Annotated in this window: 18 protein-coding genes; 1 reads left to right on the forward strand and 17 read right to left on the reverse strand. The window is 40.9% G+C overall.

Annotation, left to right across the window (positions count from 1 at the left end):
- Positions 1-6: 6 nt before the first annotated feature.
- Complete coding sequence (locus ACIQAA_RS01940) at positions 7-1,557, reverse strand: acyl-CoA carboxylase subunit beta (RefSeq protein WP_402614260.1); 1,551 nt, start codon at positions 1,555-1,557, stop codon at positions 7-9.
- Positions 1,558-1,565: 8 nt separating this feature from the next.
- On the reverse strand, positions 1,566-1,970 hold the full coding sequence (gene mce / locus ACIQAA_RS01945; protein ID WP_402614263.1) for a methylmalonyl-CoA epimerase: 405 nt from the start codon (positions 1,968-1,970) through the stop codon (positions 1,566-1,568).
- Positions 1,971-2,131: 161 nt separating this feature from the next.
- Here mce and prli42 point away from each other — a divergent pair, with 161 nt between their 5' ends.
- Positions 2,132-2,227: a stressosome-associated protein Prli42 gene (gene prli42, locus ACIQAA_RS01950; protein ID WP_179157034.1), complete on the forward strand. Its 96-nt coding sequence runs from the start codon at positions 2,132-2,134 to the stop codon at positions 2,225-2,227.
- Between the two features lie 50 nt (positions 2,228-2,277).
- Here the strand turns inward: prli42 and ACIQAA_RS01955 are convergent, their stop codons facing one another.
- The 15 genes from ACIQAA_RS01955 to bcd form a co-directional block, all read right to left on the reverse strand.
- Positions 2,278-2,790: a L,D-transpeptidase gene (locus ACIQAA_RS01955; protein WP_402614266.1), complete on the reverse strand. Its 513-nt coding sequence runs from the start codon at positions 2,788-2,790 to the stop codon at positions 2,278-2,280.
- 23 nt (positions 2,791-2,813) lie between these two features.
- On the reverse strand, positions 2,814-3,797 hold the full coding sequence (locus ACIQAA_RS01960) for an aromatic acid exporter family protein (RefSeq protein ID WP_402614269.1): 984 nt from the start codon (positions 3,795-3,797) through the stop codon (positions 2,814-2,816).
- Positions 3,798-3,859: 62 nt separating this feature from the next.
- Positions 3,860-4,582 (reverse strand): amino acid ABC transporter ATP-binding protein, encoded by a 723-nt coding sequence (locus tag ACIQAA_RS01965; RefSeq protein ID WP_402614272.1) that lies wholly within the window; start codon positions 4,580-4,582, stop codon positions 3,860-3,862.
- Positions 4,575-5,234, reverse strand: a complete 660-nt coding sequence (locus tag ACIQAA_RS01970) for an amino acid ABC transporter permease (RefSeq protein WP_402614275.1) — start codon at positions 5,232-5,234, stop codon at positions 4,575-4,577. The genes ACIQAA_RS01965 and ACIQAA_RS01970 overlap by 8 nt, the downstream gene beginning before the upstream one ends.
- Before the next feature lie 74 nt (positions 5,235-5,308).
- Positions 5,309-6,085 carry a transporter substrate-binding domain-containing protein gene (locus ACIQAA_RS01975; protein WP_402614277.1) on the reverse strand — a complete coding sequence of 259 codons (777 nt, stop codon included), beginning with the start codon at positions 6,083-6,085 and terminating at the stop codon, positions 5,309-5,311.
- Between the two features lie 206 nt (positions 6,086-6,291).
- Positions 6,292-6,729 (reverse strand): BrxA/BrxB family bacilliredoxin, encoded by a 438-nt coding sequence (locus tag ACIQAA_RS01980; protein ID WP_402614280.1) that lies wholly within the window; start codon positions 6,727-6,729, stop codon positions 6,292-6,294.
- 114 nt (positions 6,730-6,843) lie between these two features.
- On the reverse strand, positions 6,844-7,968 hold the full coding sequence (gene meaB / locus ACIQAA_RS01985; protein WP_402614283.1) for a methylmalonyl Co-A mutase-associated GTPase MeaB: 1,125 nt from the start codon (positions 7,966-7,968) through the stop codon (positions 6,844-6,846).
- On the reverse strand, positions 7,969-10,167 hold the full coding sequence (gene scpA, locus ACIQAA_RS01990; RefSeq protein WP_402614286.1) for a methylmalonyl-CoA mutase: 2,199 nt from the start codon (positions 10,165-10,167) through the stop codon (positions 7,969-7,971).
- Positions 10,148-12,037 (reverse strand): methylmalonyl-CoA mutase subunit beta, encoded by a 1,890-nt coding sequence (locus ACIQAA_RS01995; protein WP_483874183.1) that lies wholly within the window; start codon positions 12,035-12,037, stop codon positions 10,148-10,150. The genes scpA and ACIQAA_RS01995 overlap by 20 nt, the downstream gene beginning before the upstream one ends.
- A 123-nt stretch (positions 12,038-12,160) precedes the next feature.
- A complete protein-coding gene (locus ACIQAA_RS02000; protein WP_402614292.1) occupies positions 12,161-13,474 on the reverse strand; it encodes a dihydrolipoamide acetyltransferase family protein in 1,314 nt (437 codons plus the stop codon).
- 212 nt (positions 13,475-13,686) lie between these two features.
- Positions 13,687-14,670, reverse strand: a complete 984-nt coding sequence (locus tag ACIQAA_RS02005; protein WP_402614294.1) for an alpha-ketoacid dehydrogenase subunit beta — start codon at positions 14,668-14,670, stop codon at positions 13,687-13,689.
- 12 nt (positions 14,671-14,682) lie between these two features.
- Positions 14,683-15,678, reverse strand: coding sequence for a thiamine pyrophosphate-dependent dehydrogenase E1 component subunit alpha (locus ACIQAA_RS02010; RefSeq protein WP_402614297.1), 996 nt, complete (start codon positions 15,676-15,678; stop codon positions 14,683-14,685).
- 35 nt (positions 15,679-15,713) lie between these two features.
- Entirely contained in the window at positions 15,714-17,135 is a 1,422-nt protein-coding gene (gene lpdA / locus ACIQAA_RS02015; RefSeq protein ID WP_402614299.1) for a dihydrolipoyl dehydrogenase, read from the reverse strand.
- A 20-nt stretch (positions 17,136-17,155) separates the two neighbouring features.
- On the reverse strand, positions 17,156-18,292 hold the full coding sequence (gene buk, locus ACIQAA_RS02020; protein WP_402614302.1) for a butyrate kinase: 1,137 nt from the start codon (positions 18,290-18,292) through the stop codon (positions 17,156-17,158).
- A 59-nt stretch (positions 18,293-18,351) separates the two neighbouring features.
- The gene (bcd, locus tag ACIQAA_RS02025; protein WP_402614305.1) at positions 18,352-19,446 is read right to left on the reverse strand and encodes a branched-chain amino acid dehydrogenase; all 1,095 of its coding nucleotides are present in this window, start codon (positions 19,444-19,446) and stop codon (positions 18,352-18,354) included.
- Positions 19,447-19,474 lie beyond the last annotated feature (28 nt).

A 19,474-nucleotide genomic window follows, 5' to 3' on the forward strand; every position in this document is an offset into this window, starting at 1 on the left:
ATTGCTTTAAAGTGGGATATTCCCGTGTTTCTTGAAAGGTCTAGATTCTTTTTTATTCCGAAGCATTTCTAATGCTTGAATAATTTTTATTCTCGTTTCACGAGGGTCAATGACATCATCAACCATTCCTCTGCTTGCCGCCACATATGGATTGGCAAACTTTTCACGGTATTCTTCAATCTTTTGCTGTCTTACCTGCTCAGGATTATCGCTATTTTGAATTTCCTTTGCAAAAATGATATTGGCGGCTCCCTGTGGTCCCATTACGGCAATCTCAGCATTTGGCCATGCAAACACTAAATCTGCGCCGATAGACTTACTATTAAGGGCTACATATGCGCCTCCATAAGCTTTTCTTAAAATAACGGTCAACTTCGGAACGGTCGCTTCAGAATAGGCATATAGAATCTTTGCACCGTGGCGGATAATACCTCCATGCTCCTGTTTTACACCTGGGAAGAAGCCGGTAACATCTTCAAATGTGATAATCGGAATATTAAACGAGTCGCAAGTGCGAATAAATCTTGCTGCTTTGTCTGATGAATTAATGTCCAGCCCGCCTGCCATAACCTTTGGCTGATTACAAACCAGTCCAACCGTTTCCCCCTTAATACGCGCAAAGCCGACGACGATATTTTTCGCAAAGTTCTTTTGAATCTCCATAAAAGAGTCTGCATCCGCTACTTGTTCAATTACTTTTCGCACATCGTAAGGACGAACAGCATCGAAGGGAATAACGTCCGTCAAATCTGGACGATAATCATTTTCTTCATCTACCTCAAGTCTTGGAGGTTTTTCTTCATTATTTTGCGGAAGATAGCTGAGAAGCTTTCGAACCTCTTCTAATACCTCCTGCTCGGAGGCAGCTTCAAAATGCGCATTGCCGCTAATACTATTATGAACATGTGCACCGCCAAGGTCTTCGGCAGATATCTTCTCACCTGTTACCGTTTCGATTACTTTCGGACCAGTAATAAACATTTGACTGGTTTTTTCAACCATAAATACGAAATCAGTAATCGCAGGTGAATAGACAGCTCCTCCGGCACAAGGTCCCATGATGACAGAAATTTGCGGGATGACCCCAGAATAAATTGCATTTCGATAAAAGATATGGCCGTAACCGTCTAGTGAAACAACACCTTCTTGAATTCGTGCTCCTCCAGAATCATTTAGGCCAACAAACGGTGTACCGTTTTTAGCAGCTAAATCCATGACATTGGCGATTTTTTTTGCATGCATTTCCCCAAGGGCCCCGCCAAAAACAGTAAAATCCTGCGAAAATAAGTAGATGGGCCGGCCATTTACTTTTCCGTAACCAGTAACAACGCCATCACCAGGACCTTTCTGTTCATCTAACCCAAAATCATTCGTCCTGTGCTCGATAAATGGGCTTAGCTCAACAAATGACCCTTTATCTACCAAAAGCTCAATTCTTTCCCTTGCAGTTAATTTTCCCTTCTCATGCTGTTTTTCGATTCTTTCGTCACCGCCGCCAAGCTCCACTTCCCGGCGTTTATCATATAATTCATTTATTTTCTCGTAGATGTCTATCATTTACCCCTTCACCCCTTCTTTTCGCATAGCTCGACCAATACACCCGATGCTGAATTGGGATGCATGAAGGCAATATGTGCTCCTCCTGCACCAATCCTTGGCTCTTCATCTATCATACGAATCCCTTTTTCTTTCATCTCTATTATTCTTTCTTCAATAGAGTTAACACCCAAAGCGATATGGTGCATCCCCTCACCGCGTTTTTCAATAAATTGGGCAATTGTACTTTCCACTGTTGTTGGTTCTAAGAGCTCTATTTTTGTTTCCCCAGCTTTTAGGAACGCAACTCTAACTTTTTGACTTTCGACTTCCTCAATCCCTAATAAAGGAAGCTTGAGGACCTCCGTATAAAAAGGCAGGGTGGTCTCGAGCGATCGAACAGCAATTCCAATGTGATCCACTTTTTTAATCATTTATACCCCTCTATTTTTCATAATTTAAATAGTTTCGACAATTATCATATTCGCTAAAAAATTCATAATTCCTTCCCAAATTGAGATGTTGTTCCATTGTTCAATTGGGCTTTTCCCTGTAAAATATAACTAATGCTATTAAAATAAAGGGGGAACCCACTTTGAATAAGAAGAGAACAAGAAAAATAGTCGTATATTTAATGCTAATCGCTATGTTAGCCTCCACTCTCTTAATTGGGATTGCTCAATTTATTTAATAAAAAACAAAGACAAAGGGACTGTTTTGGATAACAGTCCCTTTTGATATTTATTGAATAGCTCCATGTTCTTTTGCCATCTGCTCAAAAGATTTATTCGTTGAGGTGACTAATATTTTTGTACCCAATGGAATTAGCGGGTACAAGGAAGAAATGACTTCATTCTGTGTACGAATGCATCCTTGTGATACATATCTTCCGATGGAGGCAGGCTGATTGGTCCCATGAATTCCGTATATTCGTCCATCTGTTTCCTCGGCATCAAAACCAATCCATCTAGACCCAAGCGGGTTTTTGGGGTCACCTCCAGGAATATCCTTACGGCGATAATACGGTTCTTCTGCTTTTACCGTTATCGTAAATAGCCCTTCTGGTGTTAGCTCCTTCGTCTTACCAGTGCCAACGCTCACAACAGTTTGGACTTTGTTTTCATCAATCAATGCCAATTCATTTGTTGTTTTATTGACAATAACGAAAGGGTCACCAGGAAGAGGATTGGGTCCAAGCGGCCACAAGGGGGAAATAAAAAAAGCAAACAGGATTGGCGATAGTATCTTTATCATAAAATCCACCTGCCATTTTTTCCTTAGTTTGCTTCTATTTTTCTCAACTTATTCCCTATTGTTGTATGAAAGGTACTTTTAATGATGAGATATTCATTCATCTCTTTTACTAATTGAAGCAGTGCAGCACGCACCTCAAATTCTTCTCTTGTCTTAGGCAGCTCCATTTCTTCAAATTCCTTTTTCATCTCTTTTAATTTTTCAAGATAGATATGCGCCGTATTCCCAGGTTGAATATTTTCGGATAATTCTTGGAGAAATTCAGCTATTATTTTTCCTTGTGGTACCGTCACAGTAAGTGAAGTTACAATCGGTAAAACCCGTTCTAGGATTTCGAATTGCTTTTCTCTCATTCTAAAGTAATAAAAATAATCATTTTCTTCCCTTAAAACATGATTTTCTAGTTCTAGATATGCAATTGATTTCGCCTCTTCCAGCACCTGTGCTGTTTCTGTAATTTCCTTACCAGACCAGTCACTGTCACCAGTTCTGAGATATTTAACCATTTCACAAAAAATTACCTGGAAATTCCCCTCAATTCTACTTTGATAATGCTTTAATTTATGATCTACGCTTGGCATATAGACATTTATCAACAGTGCTACACCAATACCAGTGACAATAACACCAAGCTCATTAAGAAAAAGATCAATCGAAATCTTGTTAGCCAAATAAATATGTAGAATAATAACACTGCTGGTAACGACTCCATCGGTTGCTTTAAGCATAACCACTGTCGGGATAAAGAATAAAAGCATGACTCCAATCACGATTGGATGATAGGCAATCCCTTCAAAAAAGAGGGCAGAAAAGGGCATTACCAAAACACATGCTAAAAATCGGTCCCAAGCTGTTCGTAATGATCTTCTTTTCGTTACTTGAATACAAAGAATCGTTAATATACCTGCAGAAGCAAAGTTATCTAGACCAAGATGTTGGGCAATTAGAATGGAAATGGCCGTCCCTGCGGCTGTTTTCAATGTTCTGTAACCAATTCGAAATTTCATAGAAAACTCCCTTAATATAATAAAAAAGATGATCCATATAGACCATCTTTAGCTTATCCTTTTTATAGCATTTTTTGCAAGAAATCTTGTGCGCGCTTGCTCTTGGGGTTTGTGAAAAATTCTTGCGGCGCTGCATCTTCTACCAGCACTCCTCCATCAAGGAAAAGAACTCGGTCAGCTACCTCACGTGCAAAGCCCATTTCGTGCGTCACAATCGCCATTGTCATCCCAGTATGCGCGAGGGATTTCATAACTTCTAATACTTCCTTCACCATTTCAGGGTCAAGAGCAGAGGTTGGTTCATCAAAAAGCATAACCTCTGGCTCCATTGCCAATGCCCTTGCAATCGCAACCCGCTGCTTTTGTCCGCCAGATAATCTCGTCGGGTATTCTTTTGCTTTTTCCGCTAATCCAACTTTATCTAATAAGTCGAAAGCAATCTTTTCTGCTTCTGCTTTTGATAATCCTTTAACCTTTATGGGTGCATAGGTAAGATTCTCCAAAACAGTTTTATGAGGGAATAAATGAAAATGTTGAAAAACCATGCCAACATTCTGCCGCACCTTCATGATATTCGTCTTTTTATCGGTTACATCTTGGTCCCCTACCAGAATCCTTCCGCTTGTTGGGTTTTCAAGAAGGTTCATGCAGCGCAGGAAGGTTGACTTTCCTGAACCAGAAGGTCCAATAATCGCAACCACTTCTCCAGCTTTAATTTCCGTAGTGATGCCCTTTAAAACTTCAAGCTTACCGTAATTTTTATGCAAATTTTCTACCTTAATCACTGCGTCTCATTCTCCTTTCAACCGCTTTTCCTAGGAAGGTCAAAGTTACGACCATTAAGTAATAGATTAGACCAGCAATCAATAATGGTTCGAAGAAAGAATAGTTTTCTGCGCCAACCTGATAAGAACGACGCATAATATCCATTACGCCGATTGTGGTAACAATTGCAGATTCTTTGGTTAAGGTAATAAATTCATTCATTAATGCTGGAAGGATATTTTTAAGGGCTTGAGGAAGGATGATATCCCACATCATTTTTGTATAAGGCACACCCAGCGCCATTGCGGCTTCCTGCTGTCCTTTATCAATCGCCTGAATCCCTGCTCTAATAATCTCAGATATGTACGCACCAGAATTAAGAGCAAAGGCTAATATCGCAGCTGTGTATGGTTCAATTTGATAGCCAATCAACTGTGGTGAACCATAATAAATTAACATCAACTGTAAAACCAATGGTGTACCACGAAAAATCGAGGTATAAACGTCCGCAAACCAGCCAAGAAATTTGAATTTACTTATTTTAAACAAAGAAAGGATAATTCCTAAAATAAACCCTAATATCCCTGCCAGAATGACAATTTTAAGTGTAACAAGTATTCCTTCTAAAATGTATGGCATTGAAGGAATGAATTGCGTGAAATCTAAGTTCATTCATCTGCCGTCCTCTCTAAATAATGAAATGAGTAAGACGTTCAGAAGACTTTCTGAACGTCTTGGTTGTAAAATTAGTTTTCCCCGCCAAACCATTTAACAATCAATTCTTGCAGTTCACCGTTTTCTTTCATTTTTTGAAGCTCTTGGTTAAACTTTTCTGTTAGATCGCTATCCTTTGGAAATGCAATCGCTGATCCTGCTTCTTCTGGGTCATCGCTGATTGTGAAGCTGGTTAGATCCGCTTCTTTATCAAGATATCCTTTTGCCACTGTATCTTCAATAATGATAGCGTCAAAACGGCCTGCTTTCAATTCTTGAATAAGCTCTGGGATACGGTTACGATTTTCTACTGTAATAGCTACAGTTTCATTAATTTCTTCGGCTTTACCTTCTTGAATAGAACCTAACTGAACGCCAACTGTTTTACCTTCTAAATTTTCTACTGTTGCAATTCCGCTTTCTTTTTTCGAGATAACCATGTGCTGTGCTGTATAGTAAATATCACTGAAGTCTACATTTTTCTTTCTTTTTTCTGTTGGAGTCATTCCCGCTAATACAAAGTCTGCTTGTCCAGATTTAAGTGATTGAATCAAACCGCCAAAATCCATATCTTTTACTTCAACTTCATAGCCAAGTTTTCCAGCAATCGCATTCGCTAAATCAACATCAAAGCCAATAATTTCGTCGCTTTTATCTGACTCAATGTATTCAAATGGTGCATAATCTGCTGAGGTTGCCATTACAAGTGTCTTTTTATCACCTGCATTATCGTCTTTAGATTCGCCACAAGCTGCCAGTACACCAACAGCTAATATCATTATTACAAATAAACCCATTAACTTTTTCATTTGTTTTCCTCCTATAATTTTCTGAATATTTTTTACTATAACTTTTACTAACTTTATAGAGTCAAAGGTTCAATATTTATACAACGTAATGAATTTTAACACAGACTAAAATAATTATGCAAGTATATTTATAAAAATTTATTATTACTTTATTAATATAAAAAAGCCAATCTCCCGTTAAGGAAATTGGCACTTATGATTATTATTTAAAGTTCTTCGCAGTTTTCTTCGAATTCTTTTTGCAGTCTTGCTACTACTGTTGCTGGATCGTAGCCTTCAATTTGGTGTCTTTCAACCATTGAAACGATTTTTCCATCCTTCAATAAGGCAAAAGATGGTGAGGATGGCGGATAACCTGTAAAATAGCTGCGCGCTTTTTCTGTCGCTTCTTTATCCTGGCCTGCAAAAACCGTAACAAGGTGGTCAGGACGTTTATCATAATGAAGGGCATGGAAGGCTGCTGGACGTGCAATGCCGCCTGCACAACCACATACAGAGTTAATCATCACTAATGTTGTTCCTTTTTGTTCTAGCGCTTCTTCAACCTGTTCAGGTGTTTTTAATTCTTTATAGCCTGCAGCTGTAATCTCATTACGTGCTTGAGTCACAACATCATTCATGAAAAAATTGAAATCCATGCTCATACGTTTCACTCCTAATTTAAGTCGATATAACTACATAATAACAGTAAAAATGTATTTCTTTCAAATAAATAGGAACTTTTTCAATGAGAAAGATTGTCAATAAATTGACAGCCACTACTTTTTACCCGATAGAAATATATGAAAGAGTATATCCACGGCTGTTGCAGCAGTTTTTTCTCCAGCCATTACTTCATTTTCTAATTGAGGTAATTTGAGTTTAACTTCCGGATGGTGAAAGAAGCTATAGTGCAGCTGATCGGATATAAGAGAATATATCCAATCACGCTGCTGCCCTTTTCGTCTCTCAGCAAACACCCCAGAGGATTTTCCTTTCTCCTCAAAATCCTTAATAATACCCCAAACCTCTTTAATACCCTCCCCTGTTAAAGAGGAGCAGGTATAAGCCTTGGACGCCCAGCCCTTTGTAGCTGGCTGAAGGAAATGAAGGATACGGCTATACTCTTTTCTTGTCTGCTCCGCTTTTTCTTTGTTGGATCCATCTGCTTTATGAACAAGGACGGCGTCGGCCAGCTCCATGATTCCTTTCTTCATACCCTGTAATTCATCACCGGAACCAGTTAGGACGAGAAGCATGAAGAAGTCGACCATGTCTCTAATAATCACTTCGCTTTGGCCCACTCCGACGGTTTCAATTAAGATCACATCAAAACCAGCAGCTTCGCAAATTAACATCGCTTCTCTAGTTTTTCGATGTACTCCACCCAGCTTTCCAGCCGTTGGTGATGGCCGGATAAAAGCCCTTGGATTTCGCGACAATTGCTCCATCCTCGTTTTATCGCCAAGAATACTTCCACCCGAGAGACTCGAACTCGGATCGATCGCCAGCACTGCCACTCGTAATCCTAGGTCGCAAAGGTATGTGCCAAACGCTTCGATAAATGTACTTTTGCCAGCACCAGGCACACCCGTTATCCCAATTCTAATCGCTTTACCACTGTGGGCCAGGAGCTTTTGGAGAAGTTCCTGTGCCTTATGAAAATGTTGTTCAGCATTACTTTCCACTAGTGTGATGGCGCGGGCGAGCTGGCCTCTATTTCCCGAGAGAACCCCATCAACTAATGCTTCAATCGTTGGTTCCATAGACTTGCGTTTCTGAAAGACGGTGTTTCTTTCAATGGTGACTGGCTGACCTTCCAGCTCCTGTCCCCGTTTAATTACGCTTGAGAATTTATCCGGTTCATTCGGGTCGCTCCACTCCGGTTTCAGATCCTCAGACATCTATTTTTCCACTTCCTCATAGCCAAGCTGCTTATAAATTTCTTTTATCACCTTTTGGGCAGCAACTGGGATAATCGTTCCTGGTCCGAAAATAGCCGATGCTCCATTGTCATATAAGAATTGATAGTCCTGTGCAGGGATTACGCCGCCAATGACGATCAATATGTCTTCACGGCCGAGTTTTCTTAACTCAAGCGCAAGTTGTGGCAATAAAGTCTTGTGACCTGCGGCCAATGAGCTCATTCCGATAACATGAACATCGTTTTCTACTGCCTGCATAGCCGTTTCTTCCGGGGTCTGGAATAATGGACCGATATCAACATCAAACCCAAGGTCAGCGAATGCGGTGGCAATGACCTTGGCACCACGGTCATGTCCATCCTGCCCCATTTTTGCAATTAGAATTCTTGGTCTCCTGCCTTCATTCTCGAGGAATCCATCAGTCATCTTTTTCACTTCACTAATTTCCTCTTCGTTTGAAAATGCCTTACTATACACCCCGCTAATAGAACGAATCACCGCTTTATGTCTGCTGGAAACCTTCTCAATCGCATCGGATATTTCACCTAAGGTGGCGCGAACTCTTGCAGCTTGAACTGCAAGTTCTAACAAGTTGCCTTCACCCGTTTCAGCACCCTTTGTTAAAGCTGCCAAAGCTGCTGCCACCTTTGTGTCATCACGGCCTGCTTTTAAGCTAGTTAATTTCTCTATTTGTTTTAAACGAACTGCAGTATTATCAATATCTAATATATCAATTGCTTCTTCCTTTTCTAGACGATATCGATTTACACCAATTATCGTTTCTTTTCCTGAGTCGATTTGAGCTTGTCTCCTTGCAGCAGCCTCTTCAATCCTCATTTTGGGAAGACCTGTCTCAATCGCTTTGGCCATGCCGCCTAGATTTTCAATTTCCTCAATATGTGTCCAAGCTCTTTCTGCCAATTCTTGTGTCAGCTTTTCAACATAATAAGATCCAGCCCAAGGATCAATTACATTGGTGATACCTGTTTCTTCTTGTAAAAATAATTGTGTATTACGGGCAATTCGAGCTGAGAAATCAGTTGGCAGGGCAATCGCTTCGTCCAAAGCATTGGTATGGAGGGATTGCGTATGTCCCATTGCCGCAGCATGTGCTTCAAGTAAGGTACGTATGACATTATTAAATGGGTCTTGCTCCGTCAAACTCCAGCCTGATGTTTGGGAATGCGTTCTGAGTGCCATTGATTTCTCATTTTTCGGCTCGAATGATTTCATCATTTTTGCCCAGATTAAACGTGCCGCCCGCATTTTAGCAACTTCCATAAAATAATTCATTCCTATTGCCCAGAAAAAGGACAATCTTGGAGCAAATTTATCAATGTCAATTCCAGCCTTCAGCCCTGTCCTTACATACTCCACCCCATCAGCAAGAGTGTAAGCTAATTCCAGGTCTGCAGGCGCCCCCGCCTCCTGCATATGATAGCCAGAAATACTGATACTATTAAACTTTGGCATATATTTGGAGGTATACTCAAAAATATCTGCGATAATTTTCATTGACATCTCAGGTGGATAAATATATGTGTTACGGACCATATACTCTTTTAAAATATCATTTTGAATTGTTCCGGACAGCTTATCCTGTGTGACTCCCTGTTCCTCAGCTGTAACAATAAAGAAAGCAAGAATCGGTAAAACTGCACCATTCATGGTCATGGATACTGACATTTGATCCAAAGGGATCCCATCAAAAAGGGTCTTCATATCAAGAACCGAATCGATAGCAACCCCAGCCTTGCCGACATCCCCAACAACACGCGGGTGGTCAGAATCATAGCCGCGATGTGTCGCTAAATCGAAGGCAACCGACAAGCCTTTTTGACCCATCGCTAGATTGCGTCGATAGAACGCATTGCTCTCCTCAGCCGTCGAAAACCCTGCATATTGTCTTACCGTCCATGGACGATTCACATACATGGTCGGATAGGGCCCACGAGTATATGGCGGAATACCTGGCAGGTCATCTAAATGCTGAATCCCTTCACGGTCATCAGAAGTATAGAGTGGTTTTAGTTGAATTTGTTCATTCGTTTCGAACAATAAATCATCAATGGAGGTATCTATCTCTTTGTTAACTTGTTCCTGCCATTGTTCTTTCGTAATGAAGTCTTGTTTATCAAACAAGGAAATATTTTCGAAATCAGGCTTTTGTGCGCTCATCTAGTGCCACCTCCATTTCTGTAAGAATGGTCGAAAGAATTTCGTAGCAGTTACTTTTTATATGAATAAATTGCTTGATCCCTTCACTGGCCCATTTTGCATGTAAGTCTTTTTCTGGCAAACCTGCTAAGTAAAAAGTCAGATCCGGAAATTCTCTATTAAGTGTTGATAGAATTTCGTGTCCAAATGATTCATATTGGTCATTGCTTCCACACAAGCAAAAATATTTTGTATCTTGTCTTAAAATAAATTGTTTGGCAGATTCCAGAGAGGTAATAGAACCACTATCGACCGCTTCAATCCCCCCAGCAGCTGCGAATCCTCTCATGAAATCTAACCTAGGTTTATAGTATTTTAACTCTCCTAGACAAATCATGCCGATTTGGGGTTTAGAACCCAACTTACTTTCAATTTCTTCACTTATTCTACGCAGTTTTTCAAATGGTTCTGATAATCTCGCTTGCTGAATCTTTCTTATCTTAATGGTATTAGTAAGACCAACACTTAACTGATGATCAAATGTTTGTGCTTTAGCCTGGTCAGCAACTTCAGCAAGATTAGCGTACACGTTAGTACCAACAATACTTTGTTTTCTCGTAAAAACATCCTGTTCCCGTTTGGTCTGGACAGATGCTATTTCGTCTTGTAACCAGCCCGATTTTAATACTTCCAACAAACCGCCATTTGCTTCAATCATCTGAAAATACTGCCATGCTTTTTCTGCAAGCTCCTTTGTCAACGCTTCTACGTACCAGGAGCCGCCGGCAGGGTCGACCACTTTTTGCAAATATGCTTCTTCCTTCAGAATGTTTTGCGTGTTTCTCGCAATTCGTTCTGAAAGCGGCGAACTGCCTGTTATATCATCAAACGGAGTTATGTGAAGATATTGGACTCCTCCGACTACTGCTGCGAATCCTTCATTTCCAGCACGAAGAAGGTTAACATATGGGTCATAAACTGTTTTTGTGAACGAAGACGTTTCTGCAGTAATATGCATTACCCGCTCCTTAGGCTCAGCCCCATAAACTTGCGTAATCTTATTCCATAGAATACGTGCTGCACGCAACTTGGATAGCTCCATAAAGAAATTGCTGCCGATTGAGAATTGAAAAATCATTTTTCCGAGAACATCCTCTAACTTCATACCTCTATCTACTAGACTCTGAAGATAGAATGTACCGGCTGCCGCTGCAATTCCCAGCTCTTGAACCGCATTGGCACCGCCTTGATGGTAGGTTGAGGTATTTATTAAAACTGTCCGTAATTTTGGTAGTTTTTCATTTGCAAGCTTTATATCATCCATCCAACCCTTGAAAAATTCTTCTACGATGAATCCTTCCTCCACAAACAAAGAGAATGGGTCGCTGCCAACATAGCCGCTAACTTGATTAGCGCTTGTCTCACGTTTTGTTAATGCTGTTAACAACGCTGAATGCATGCCTCTCCCATTAATGGCAAACGGGAATCTAGAAGGTAAATCTCCCAGTATGTCATATATCATTTCTTCTGATTCAAAAAGAACCTCTGAAATTTCAAATGAGAGCGCGGTTTGTCCTTTTTCAATGCTCCCATGGAGCTTTTCCTTTAATTCGTCAACCGACTGATATGAAATTCGCTGTGCAATTTTCCAATCATTTGTTACATATCCTAATGGATTAATGCCTCTGCGAAAATCTGAACCTCCCGGATAATCCGGTGCCTTCTGAGCATCCCGCTGAGAATAAAGCGGTTTCAAAATTATTTTTTCATATGTACTGCTTTTTAATGTTTCAATACTTTTACCCTTTAAAGATTCTTTTGCTTTTGTTTTCCAGTCCTCTTCAGTCTTTAAAGGAAAAGATTGATTCCGAAAGTTATCCAAACGCAGCATCCCCCTTCCTTGTACTTATAAATAAAACTAATATTCAATAAATTTAACTTAGTTTTATTGTAAGATAGATGGACATATCAAGCAATAAAAATAACCGCTGCCAAATCGGCGGCGGTTGATTTACTAATATATTGATGTAGTAGATTTTGATGTATTTTCAAGAATTTCTTTTACTCGTTGTAAGAATCGACCGCAAACAAGTCCGTCTAATACTCTGTGGTCGAGTGACATACATAGATTTACCATATCGCGAACGGCAATCATTCCATTGTTCATCACGACAGGCCGCTTGACAATTGATTCTACCTGAAGGATTGCTGCCTGTGGATAGTTGATGATTCCCATTGATTGTACCGAGCCAAATGAACCAGTATTGTTGACAGTAAACGTTCCACCCTGCATATCTTCTGAGCGAAGTTTATTGGTTCTTACTTTAACAGCAAGTTCAGAAATTTCGCGGGCAATTCCCTTTATCGTTTTCTCATCGGCATGCTTAATGACAGGTACATACAATGCATCGTCCGTTGCAACGGCAATAGAGATATTGATGTCTTTCTTTTGAATTATCTTATCCCCGGCCCACATGGAATTGATCTGTGGAAATTCCTTTAAAGCTTGCGCAACAGCTTTAACGAAAAAGGCAAAGAAAGTTAAATTAAAGCCTTCTTTTTGTTTAAATTCATCCTTCAAGGAATTGCGGTATTCTACAAGATTGGTTGCGTCCACTTCTATCATGGTCCAAGCATGCGGTGCTTCATGCTTACTGCGCAGCATATTTGCTGCAATTGCTTTACGGATTCCTGTTACCGGAATTTCGATATCGCCTGCTGCAACAGGGATACTCGGAGCAGGAACTGGCTGCTTCGGAGCTGCAGCTGGCTGAGTTGAAACAGATGGTACAGTTTCTTGTACTGCAGCAGGTTGAGCCTCCTCTGCCCGTTTAGGTGCTGCTGCCTTTGCTCCCTCGGTTGGGATATTACCAGATTCAATTAATTTCAATAAATCTTTTCGTGTAATACGGCCGCCTGCACCGGTGCCTGTCACCTGGGTTAAATCAATTCCATGTTCTTGAGAAATCTTTAGAACGGCAGGTGAATAACGAGCTTTGTTACTCTGATCTGTTTGTTGGGGAACCTCAACTGTTTCAGACACATCCACTTTTTGCTCACTTACACTTATTTCTTCAGCATTGCTGCCCTCGATTTCTATGGTACAAATGATTTCTCCGACCGCGAGTGTGTCACCATCTTCCGCAACTAATTCTTTAATTGTACCAGTGAAAGAAGAAGGAACTTCTGCGTTTACTTTATCTGTCATAACTTCAGCTAATGGATCGTATTTGTTTACTTTATCTCCGACAGAAACCAGCCACTTAGAGATTGTTCCTTCGGTTACACTTTCCCCTAACTGGGGCATTTTAATTTGTTCAATTACCAAGATTCCAACCCTCCTATTGTCTAGCTGCTGCGGCTAGCCAGTTTTCCCCCCGAATATGCTTCCTCGATTATCTTGTAACAATCATGGCTTGTTAAAGCGATGATTGTTACAGCTCGAGTCATAAGCCAATCCGTCAAGAAGGTTAAAAAGCAACCTTCTTGCTGGCTCGTCTTATGCTTGTCGGGGCTGAACAAGCCGCCTCCGCTTTTCGTTTAGTACTCTGCGAGCTCGCGCATTGCTTTTTCAACTTTGTCTGGATTGACCATAAAGAACTTCTCCATTGTTGGTGCATATGGCATTGCTGGGACATCCGGTCCTGCCAGACGCATGATTGGTGCATCTAACTGAAATAAGCAATTTTCAGCAATGATGGCAGATACTTCACTAATAATACTGCCTTCTTTATTATCCTCGGTAACAAGTAACACTTTACCAGTCTTAGAGGCTGCTTCAATGATTGCTTCTTTATCTAACGGGTATACAGTCCTTAGGTCAAGGATATGTGCCGAAATACCATCCTTAGCTAATTTTTCAGCTGCCTGGAGGGCAAAATGAACACAAAGCCCATAAGTAATAACCGTAATGTCTTCACCTTCACGCTTCACATCTGCTTTTCCAATTGGCAATGTGTAATCATCGGCTGGGACTTCTCCTTTAATTAACCGGTATGCCCGCTTATGCTCGAAGAATAGCACTGGATCATTATCACGAATAGCAGCTTTTAATAACCCCTTCACATCATAAGGGGTTGATGGCATTACAATTTTCAATCCTGGTGTATTCGCAAAAACCGCCTCAACTGACTGCGAATGATAAAGGGCTCCATGTACGCCGCCGCCATATGGAGCACGAATAACCATTGGACAGCTCCAATCGTTATTTGAACGATAGCGAATCTTTGCTGCTTCTGAGATAATTTGATTTACAGCAGGCATAATAAAATCAGCGAATTGCATTTCAGCAATTGGTCTCATTCCATACATCGCTGCACCGATTCCTACCCCAGCAATTGCGGATTCAGCAAGCGGTGTATCGATTACACGCTCTTCACCAAATTGTTCGTATAAGCCCTGAGTAGCTTTAAAGACTCCGCCTTTTACCCCTACGTCTTCACCGAGCACAAAAACCTTTGGATCACGTTCCATTTCTTCGCGAATGGCCATTGTGACCGCATCTATATAAGAAATTACTGCCATGTTACATCCCCCTTACTTATCACCATAAACGTATTTCAATGCGTGTTCAGGTGCCGCATACGGTGCATTCTCTGCATAATCAGTGGCTTCGTTCACTTGCTTCATTACACGATCGTTAATTTCTTTTTCCAACTCATCATTCATTATACCGGTTTCTTTTAAGTAGGCACCAAACGTAATAATCGGATCCTTCGTTTTCGCTTTAGCCACTTCATCAGGGGCGCGGTACGAACGGTCATCATCGTCAGAAGAGTGTGGTGTCAGTCTGTAAGAGATTGTTTCTATTAGTGAAGGACCCTCACCGCGGCGGCCGCGATCTGCGGCTTCCTTCACGACTTTATACACTTCTAATGGGTCGTTTCCATCAACAGTAAAGCCTGGCATACCGTAACCAATTGCACGATCAGATACCTTTTCACATCCCAATTGTTTCTCAATCGGAACAGATATCGCATATTTATTATTTTCACACATGAAAATAACAGGCAGTTTATGAACTCCAGCGAAGTTAGCTCCTTCATGGAAATCTCCTTGGTTTGAAGACCCTTCACCAAAGGTTACGAAGGTCACGAGATCCTTCCTTTCCATTTTCCCTGCTAACGCTACACCGACAGCATGCGGAACCTGAGTTGTTACAGGAGATGATCCCGTAACGATGCGATTTCTCTTTTGCCCAAAGTGCCCAGGCATTTGCCGGCCGCCAGAATTTGGGTCCTCCGCTTTAGCAAAACCAGATAACATTAGTTCTTTTGGTGTCATTCCAAATGTTAAGACTACGCCCATATCGCGGTAATATGGCAGTACATAATCTTTTTCCTTATCAAGTGCAAATGCCGCTCCCACTTGTGCTGCTTCTTGTCCTTGACATGAAATAACAAATGGTATTTTACCAGCACGATTCAACAGCCACATCCGTTCATCAATCCGGCGGGCTAGAAGCATAGTTTCATACATTTCCAAAACCTTTTCATCACTTATACCTAATGCATGATGACGATTTTCAGCCATTTATTTATACCTCCCGTTTGCTCACATTTTAAAAATTATGAGTGGATTGCTCTTCCGTCCACTGCAAGTGCAGCTTCACCAATTGCCTCTGATAATGTTGGATGAGGATGAATGGTATGAGCTATTTCCCATGGTGTCGCATCCAATACCATTGCCAATCCTGCCTCTGTAATCATGTCAGTTACATGAGGACCAATCATATGCACCCCTAGAATATCGTTGGTCTCTTCATCAGCAACAATCTTGACAAAACCATCGGATTCTCCAAATACAAGAGCCTTCCCGATTGCACGGAATGAAAATTTGCCCACTTTTACTTTATGACCCTTTTCTTTTGCCTGTTCCTCGGTAATCCCAACGCTAGATACCTCAGGATTGCTATATATACATCTAGAAACTAGATTGTAATTAAGCTCTGAAGGATCTTTTCTAGCAATATGCTCAACTGCAATTATACCCTCATGGGAGGCAACATGGGCCAGCTGCAGGCCGCCAATCACATCACCGATTGCGTATATATGAGACTCTTTTGTTTGGTAAAATTCATTCGTTACGATAAAGCCTTTTTCAACCTGAATTTCTGTATTTTCCAGACCAATCCCCTCAACATTAGCCTGTCGTCCAACAGATACAAGCAGTTTTTCTGCCTTAAATTCTTTCAATCCCGCTTTTACCTCTGCAGAAATTGTAACGCCATCACCTTTTACAAGTGTTTCAGGAAGGACCTTTGCTCCTGTTACAAGTTTAATTCCCTTTTTCTTCATCAGGCGCTGCATTTCTTTTGAGATTTCTTGGTCTTCAGTTGGAATAATGCGATCTGCGAATTCAATCACCGTGACTTCAACCCCGAAATCAGATAGCATAGAAGCCCATTCAATTCCAATAACACCGCCTCCGACAATAATGATAGAAGAAGGTAAGTTCGTTAGCTCTAGTGCTTCGTCAGAGGTAATGACTAATTCTCCATCAATTTCTAGTCCAGGAAGTGTTCGAGGTCTCGAACCTGTTGCAATAACAACATTTTTTGGAATGAGCATTTCATTTTCTTCTCCATTATTCATTTCAACCGAAATCGTTCCCGGCATCGGAGAAAAAATGGATGGCCCTAATATCCTGCCCAGGCCTTCATACACATCAATTTTCCCTTGCTTCATAAGATGTTGTACACCTTTATGAAGCTGTTCAATAATTTTATTTTTTCTTTCCTGTACTTTCCCAAAGTTATAGGAAACTTCACTTGTAATGACACCGAAATCTTCGCTATGCTTAGCTGTCGCATAAACCTCAGCACTTCTGAGAAGAGCTTTACTTGGGATACATCCTTTGTGAAGACATGTTCCTCCAAGTTTTCCTTTTTCAACTATTGCTGTTTTTAAGCCAAGCTGAGAGGCACGAATGGCAGCCACATAACCGCCAGTTCCACCGCCAAGAATGACTAAATCGTATTCTTGTGACACTGTATTTCCTCCCCAAATCGTTAAATTTTTGCTGTTTTGAATGTACCAGGATACTCTTTTACCTTTTCCTCTCCACGCAAAACTCTTAGTGCACCTTCAGCTAATGCTTGAAGTTCATTTTCACCTGGATGGACAATGGTATCTGCGATCCAATTAATCCTATCGGTGATGGATTTCACAAATCCTTTACCATACGCGAGACCGCCAGTTAACACAATGGCATCCACTTTTCCTGCTAATACTGCACTGGCTGCTCCTATTTCCTTTGCGACTTGGTAAGCCATTGCTTCGTAAATCAGAGACGCCTGTTCATCGCCAGCCTGAATTCTTTTTTCAACTTCAACAGCATCGTTGGTTCCAAGGTAGCCAACAAGCCCCCCTTGACCTACAAGTTTCTTCATTATTTCATCACGGTAGTACTGACCTGAATAGCATAGCGCAACTAAATCTCCTGCTGGAACAGTTCCAGCACGTTCCGGGCTAAAAGGACCATCACCATGGAGGCCATTGTTTACATCAATGACTTTGCCTTGCTTATGTACCCCAACGGTAATGCCGCCTCCCATATGGGTAACAATAAGGTTTAATTCGGTATATTTCTTACCTAATTCTTTTGCAACTCTTCGTGCAACAGCTTTTTGATTAAGAGCATGAAAAATACTTACCCGCTCAATTAAGGAAAAACCAGAGATTCTTGCAATGGGTTCTAGTTCATCCACAACAACGGGGTCGACAATAAAGGAAGGAATATTTAAACCAGAAGCAATTTCGAAGGCAATAATACCACCTAGATTTGAAGCATGCTGACCCGCAAAACCAGTCCGCAAATCCTCAAGCATAGTGTTATTGACAGCATAGGTGCCGCCTTCGATTGGACGAAGCAAACCGCCGCGTCCACAAACTGCACTCAGCTTCGATATATTAATCCCGGCATTATCCAGTGTTTCCAGGATTGTATTTTTTCTAAATTCATATTGATCAATAATATTATCAAATGAATTAATCACTTCTGAATCATGACGGATTGTTTTTTCAAAAATGGAAACTTCATTATCGAAGACCCCGATCTTAGTGGAAGTGGAACCTGGATTGATGACGAGTATTCGATATTTAGTATCAGGCAACGTATTTGACCCCCATTTTTTTACATTTGACATTTAGTAAAGGGGAAAAGACGCTGAATTATTCATTCAGCGCTCTGCCCTTTCCGCTTTTTTTAACGACGGCTTAAAATATGATGACCATTTTGAAGGAATTGACTGCGGGAATTACGCATTCTTTCAATTCTTTCCTCTGCCATACGATCTGCTGCTAAATAGGTAGGAATACCATCACGTTTAGAAATTTCAATAACTTTTTCAATATTTGCATAGATGGTCTCGACTTTCTTCAAGGCACGATCACGGTTATAGCCATATAGCTCATCTGCTACATTGATAACGCCCCCAGCATTTAGAACATAGTCAGGAGCATAAATAATACCCATTTCATGAATGAGATCACCATGGCGAGTATCCTTTAACTGGTTATTGGCTGCTCCAGCAATTACTTTTGCTTTTAACTGTGGAATGGTATCGTCATTTACCGTTGCACCAAGTGCGCATGGAGCATAAATATCACATTCCACACTATAGATTTCATTTGGATCTACAGCACGTGCTCCAAATTCTTCAACTGCACGCTGGACAGCTTCTTTATTAATATCGGTTACGATTAATTGGGCCCCTTCTTCGTGAAGATGACGGCAAAGATTATAAGCAACGTTACCAACACCTTGAATTGCTATCACTTTTCCTTCAAGAGAGTCAGAACCAAAGGCTGCTTTAGCAGCGGCTTTCATCCCGCGATAAACACCATAAGCAGTAACAGGTGAAGGATTGCCAGAAGAACCGAATGCTGGTGAAATACCAGTGACATAGTCTGTTTCTTCATGAATTAAATCCATATCTGCTACGGTTGTTCCAACATCTTCCGCAGTAATATATCTTCCATTTAACCCTTGAATATAGCGGCCGAAAGCACGGAACATTTCTTCATTTTTATCCTTGCGAGGGTCACCGATAATAACAGTTTTACCACCGCCAAGATTTAGCCCTGCTGCTGCGTTTTTATACGTCATCCCTTTTGCTAAACGTAATGCATCAATGATGGCTGCTTCTTCTGATTCATATGTCCACATACGGGTACCGCCTAGAGCCGGACCTAATGTTGTATCATGTATAGCAATAATTGCTTTTAATCCAGATTGTTTATCCTGGCAAAATACAACTTGCTCGTAATCGTATTGTTCTAAGTACTTGAAAATTTCCATGTTAAAAATCCTCCCTTAAGTTAAAAAA

It is taken from the genome of Neobacillus sp. NPDC093182 (genome assembly GCF_044754045.1).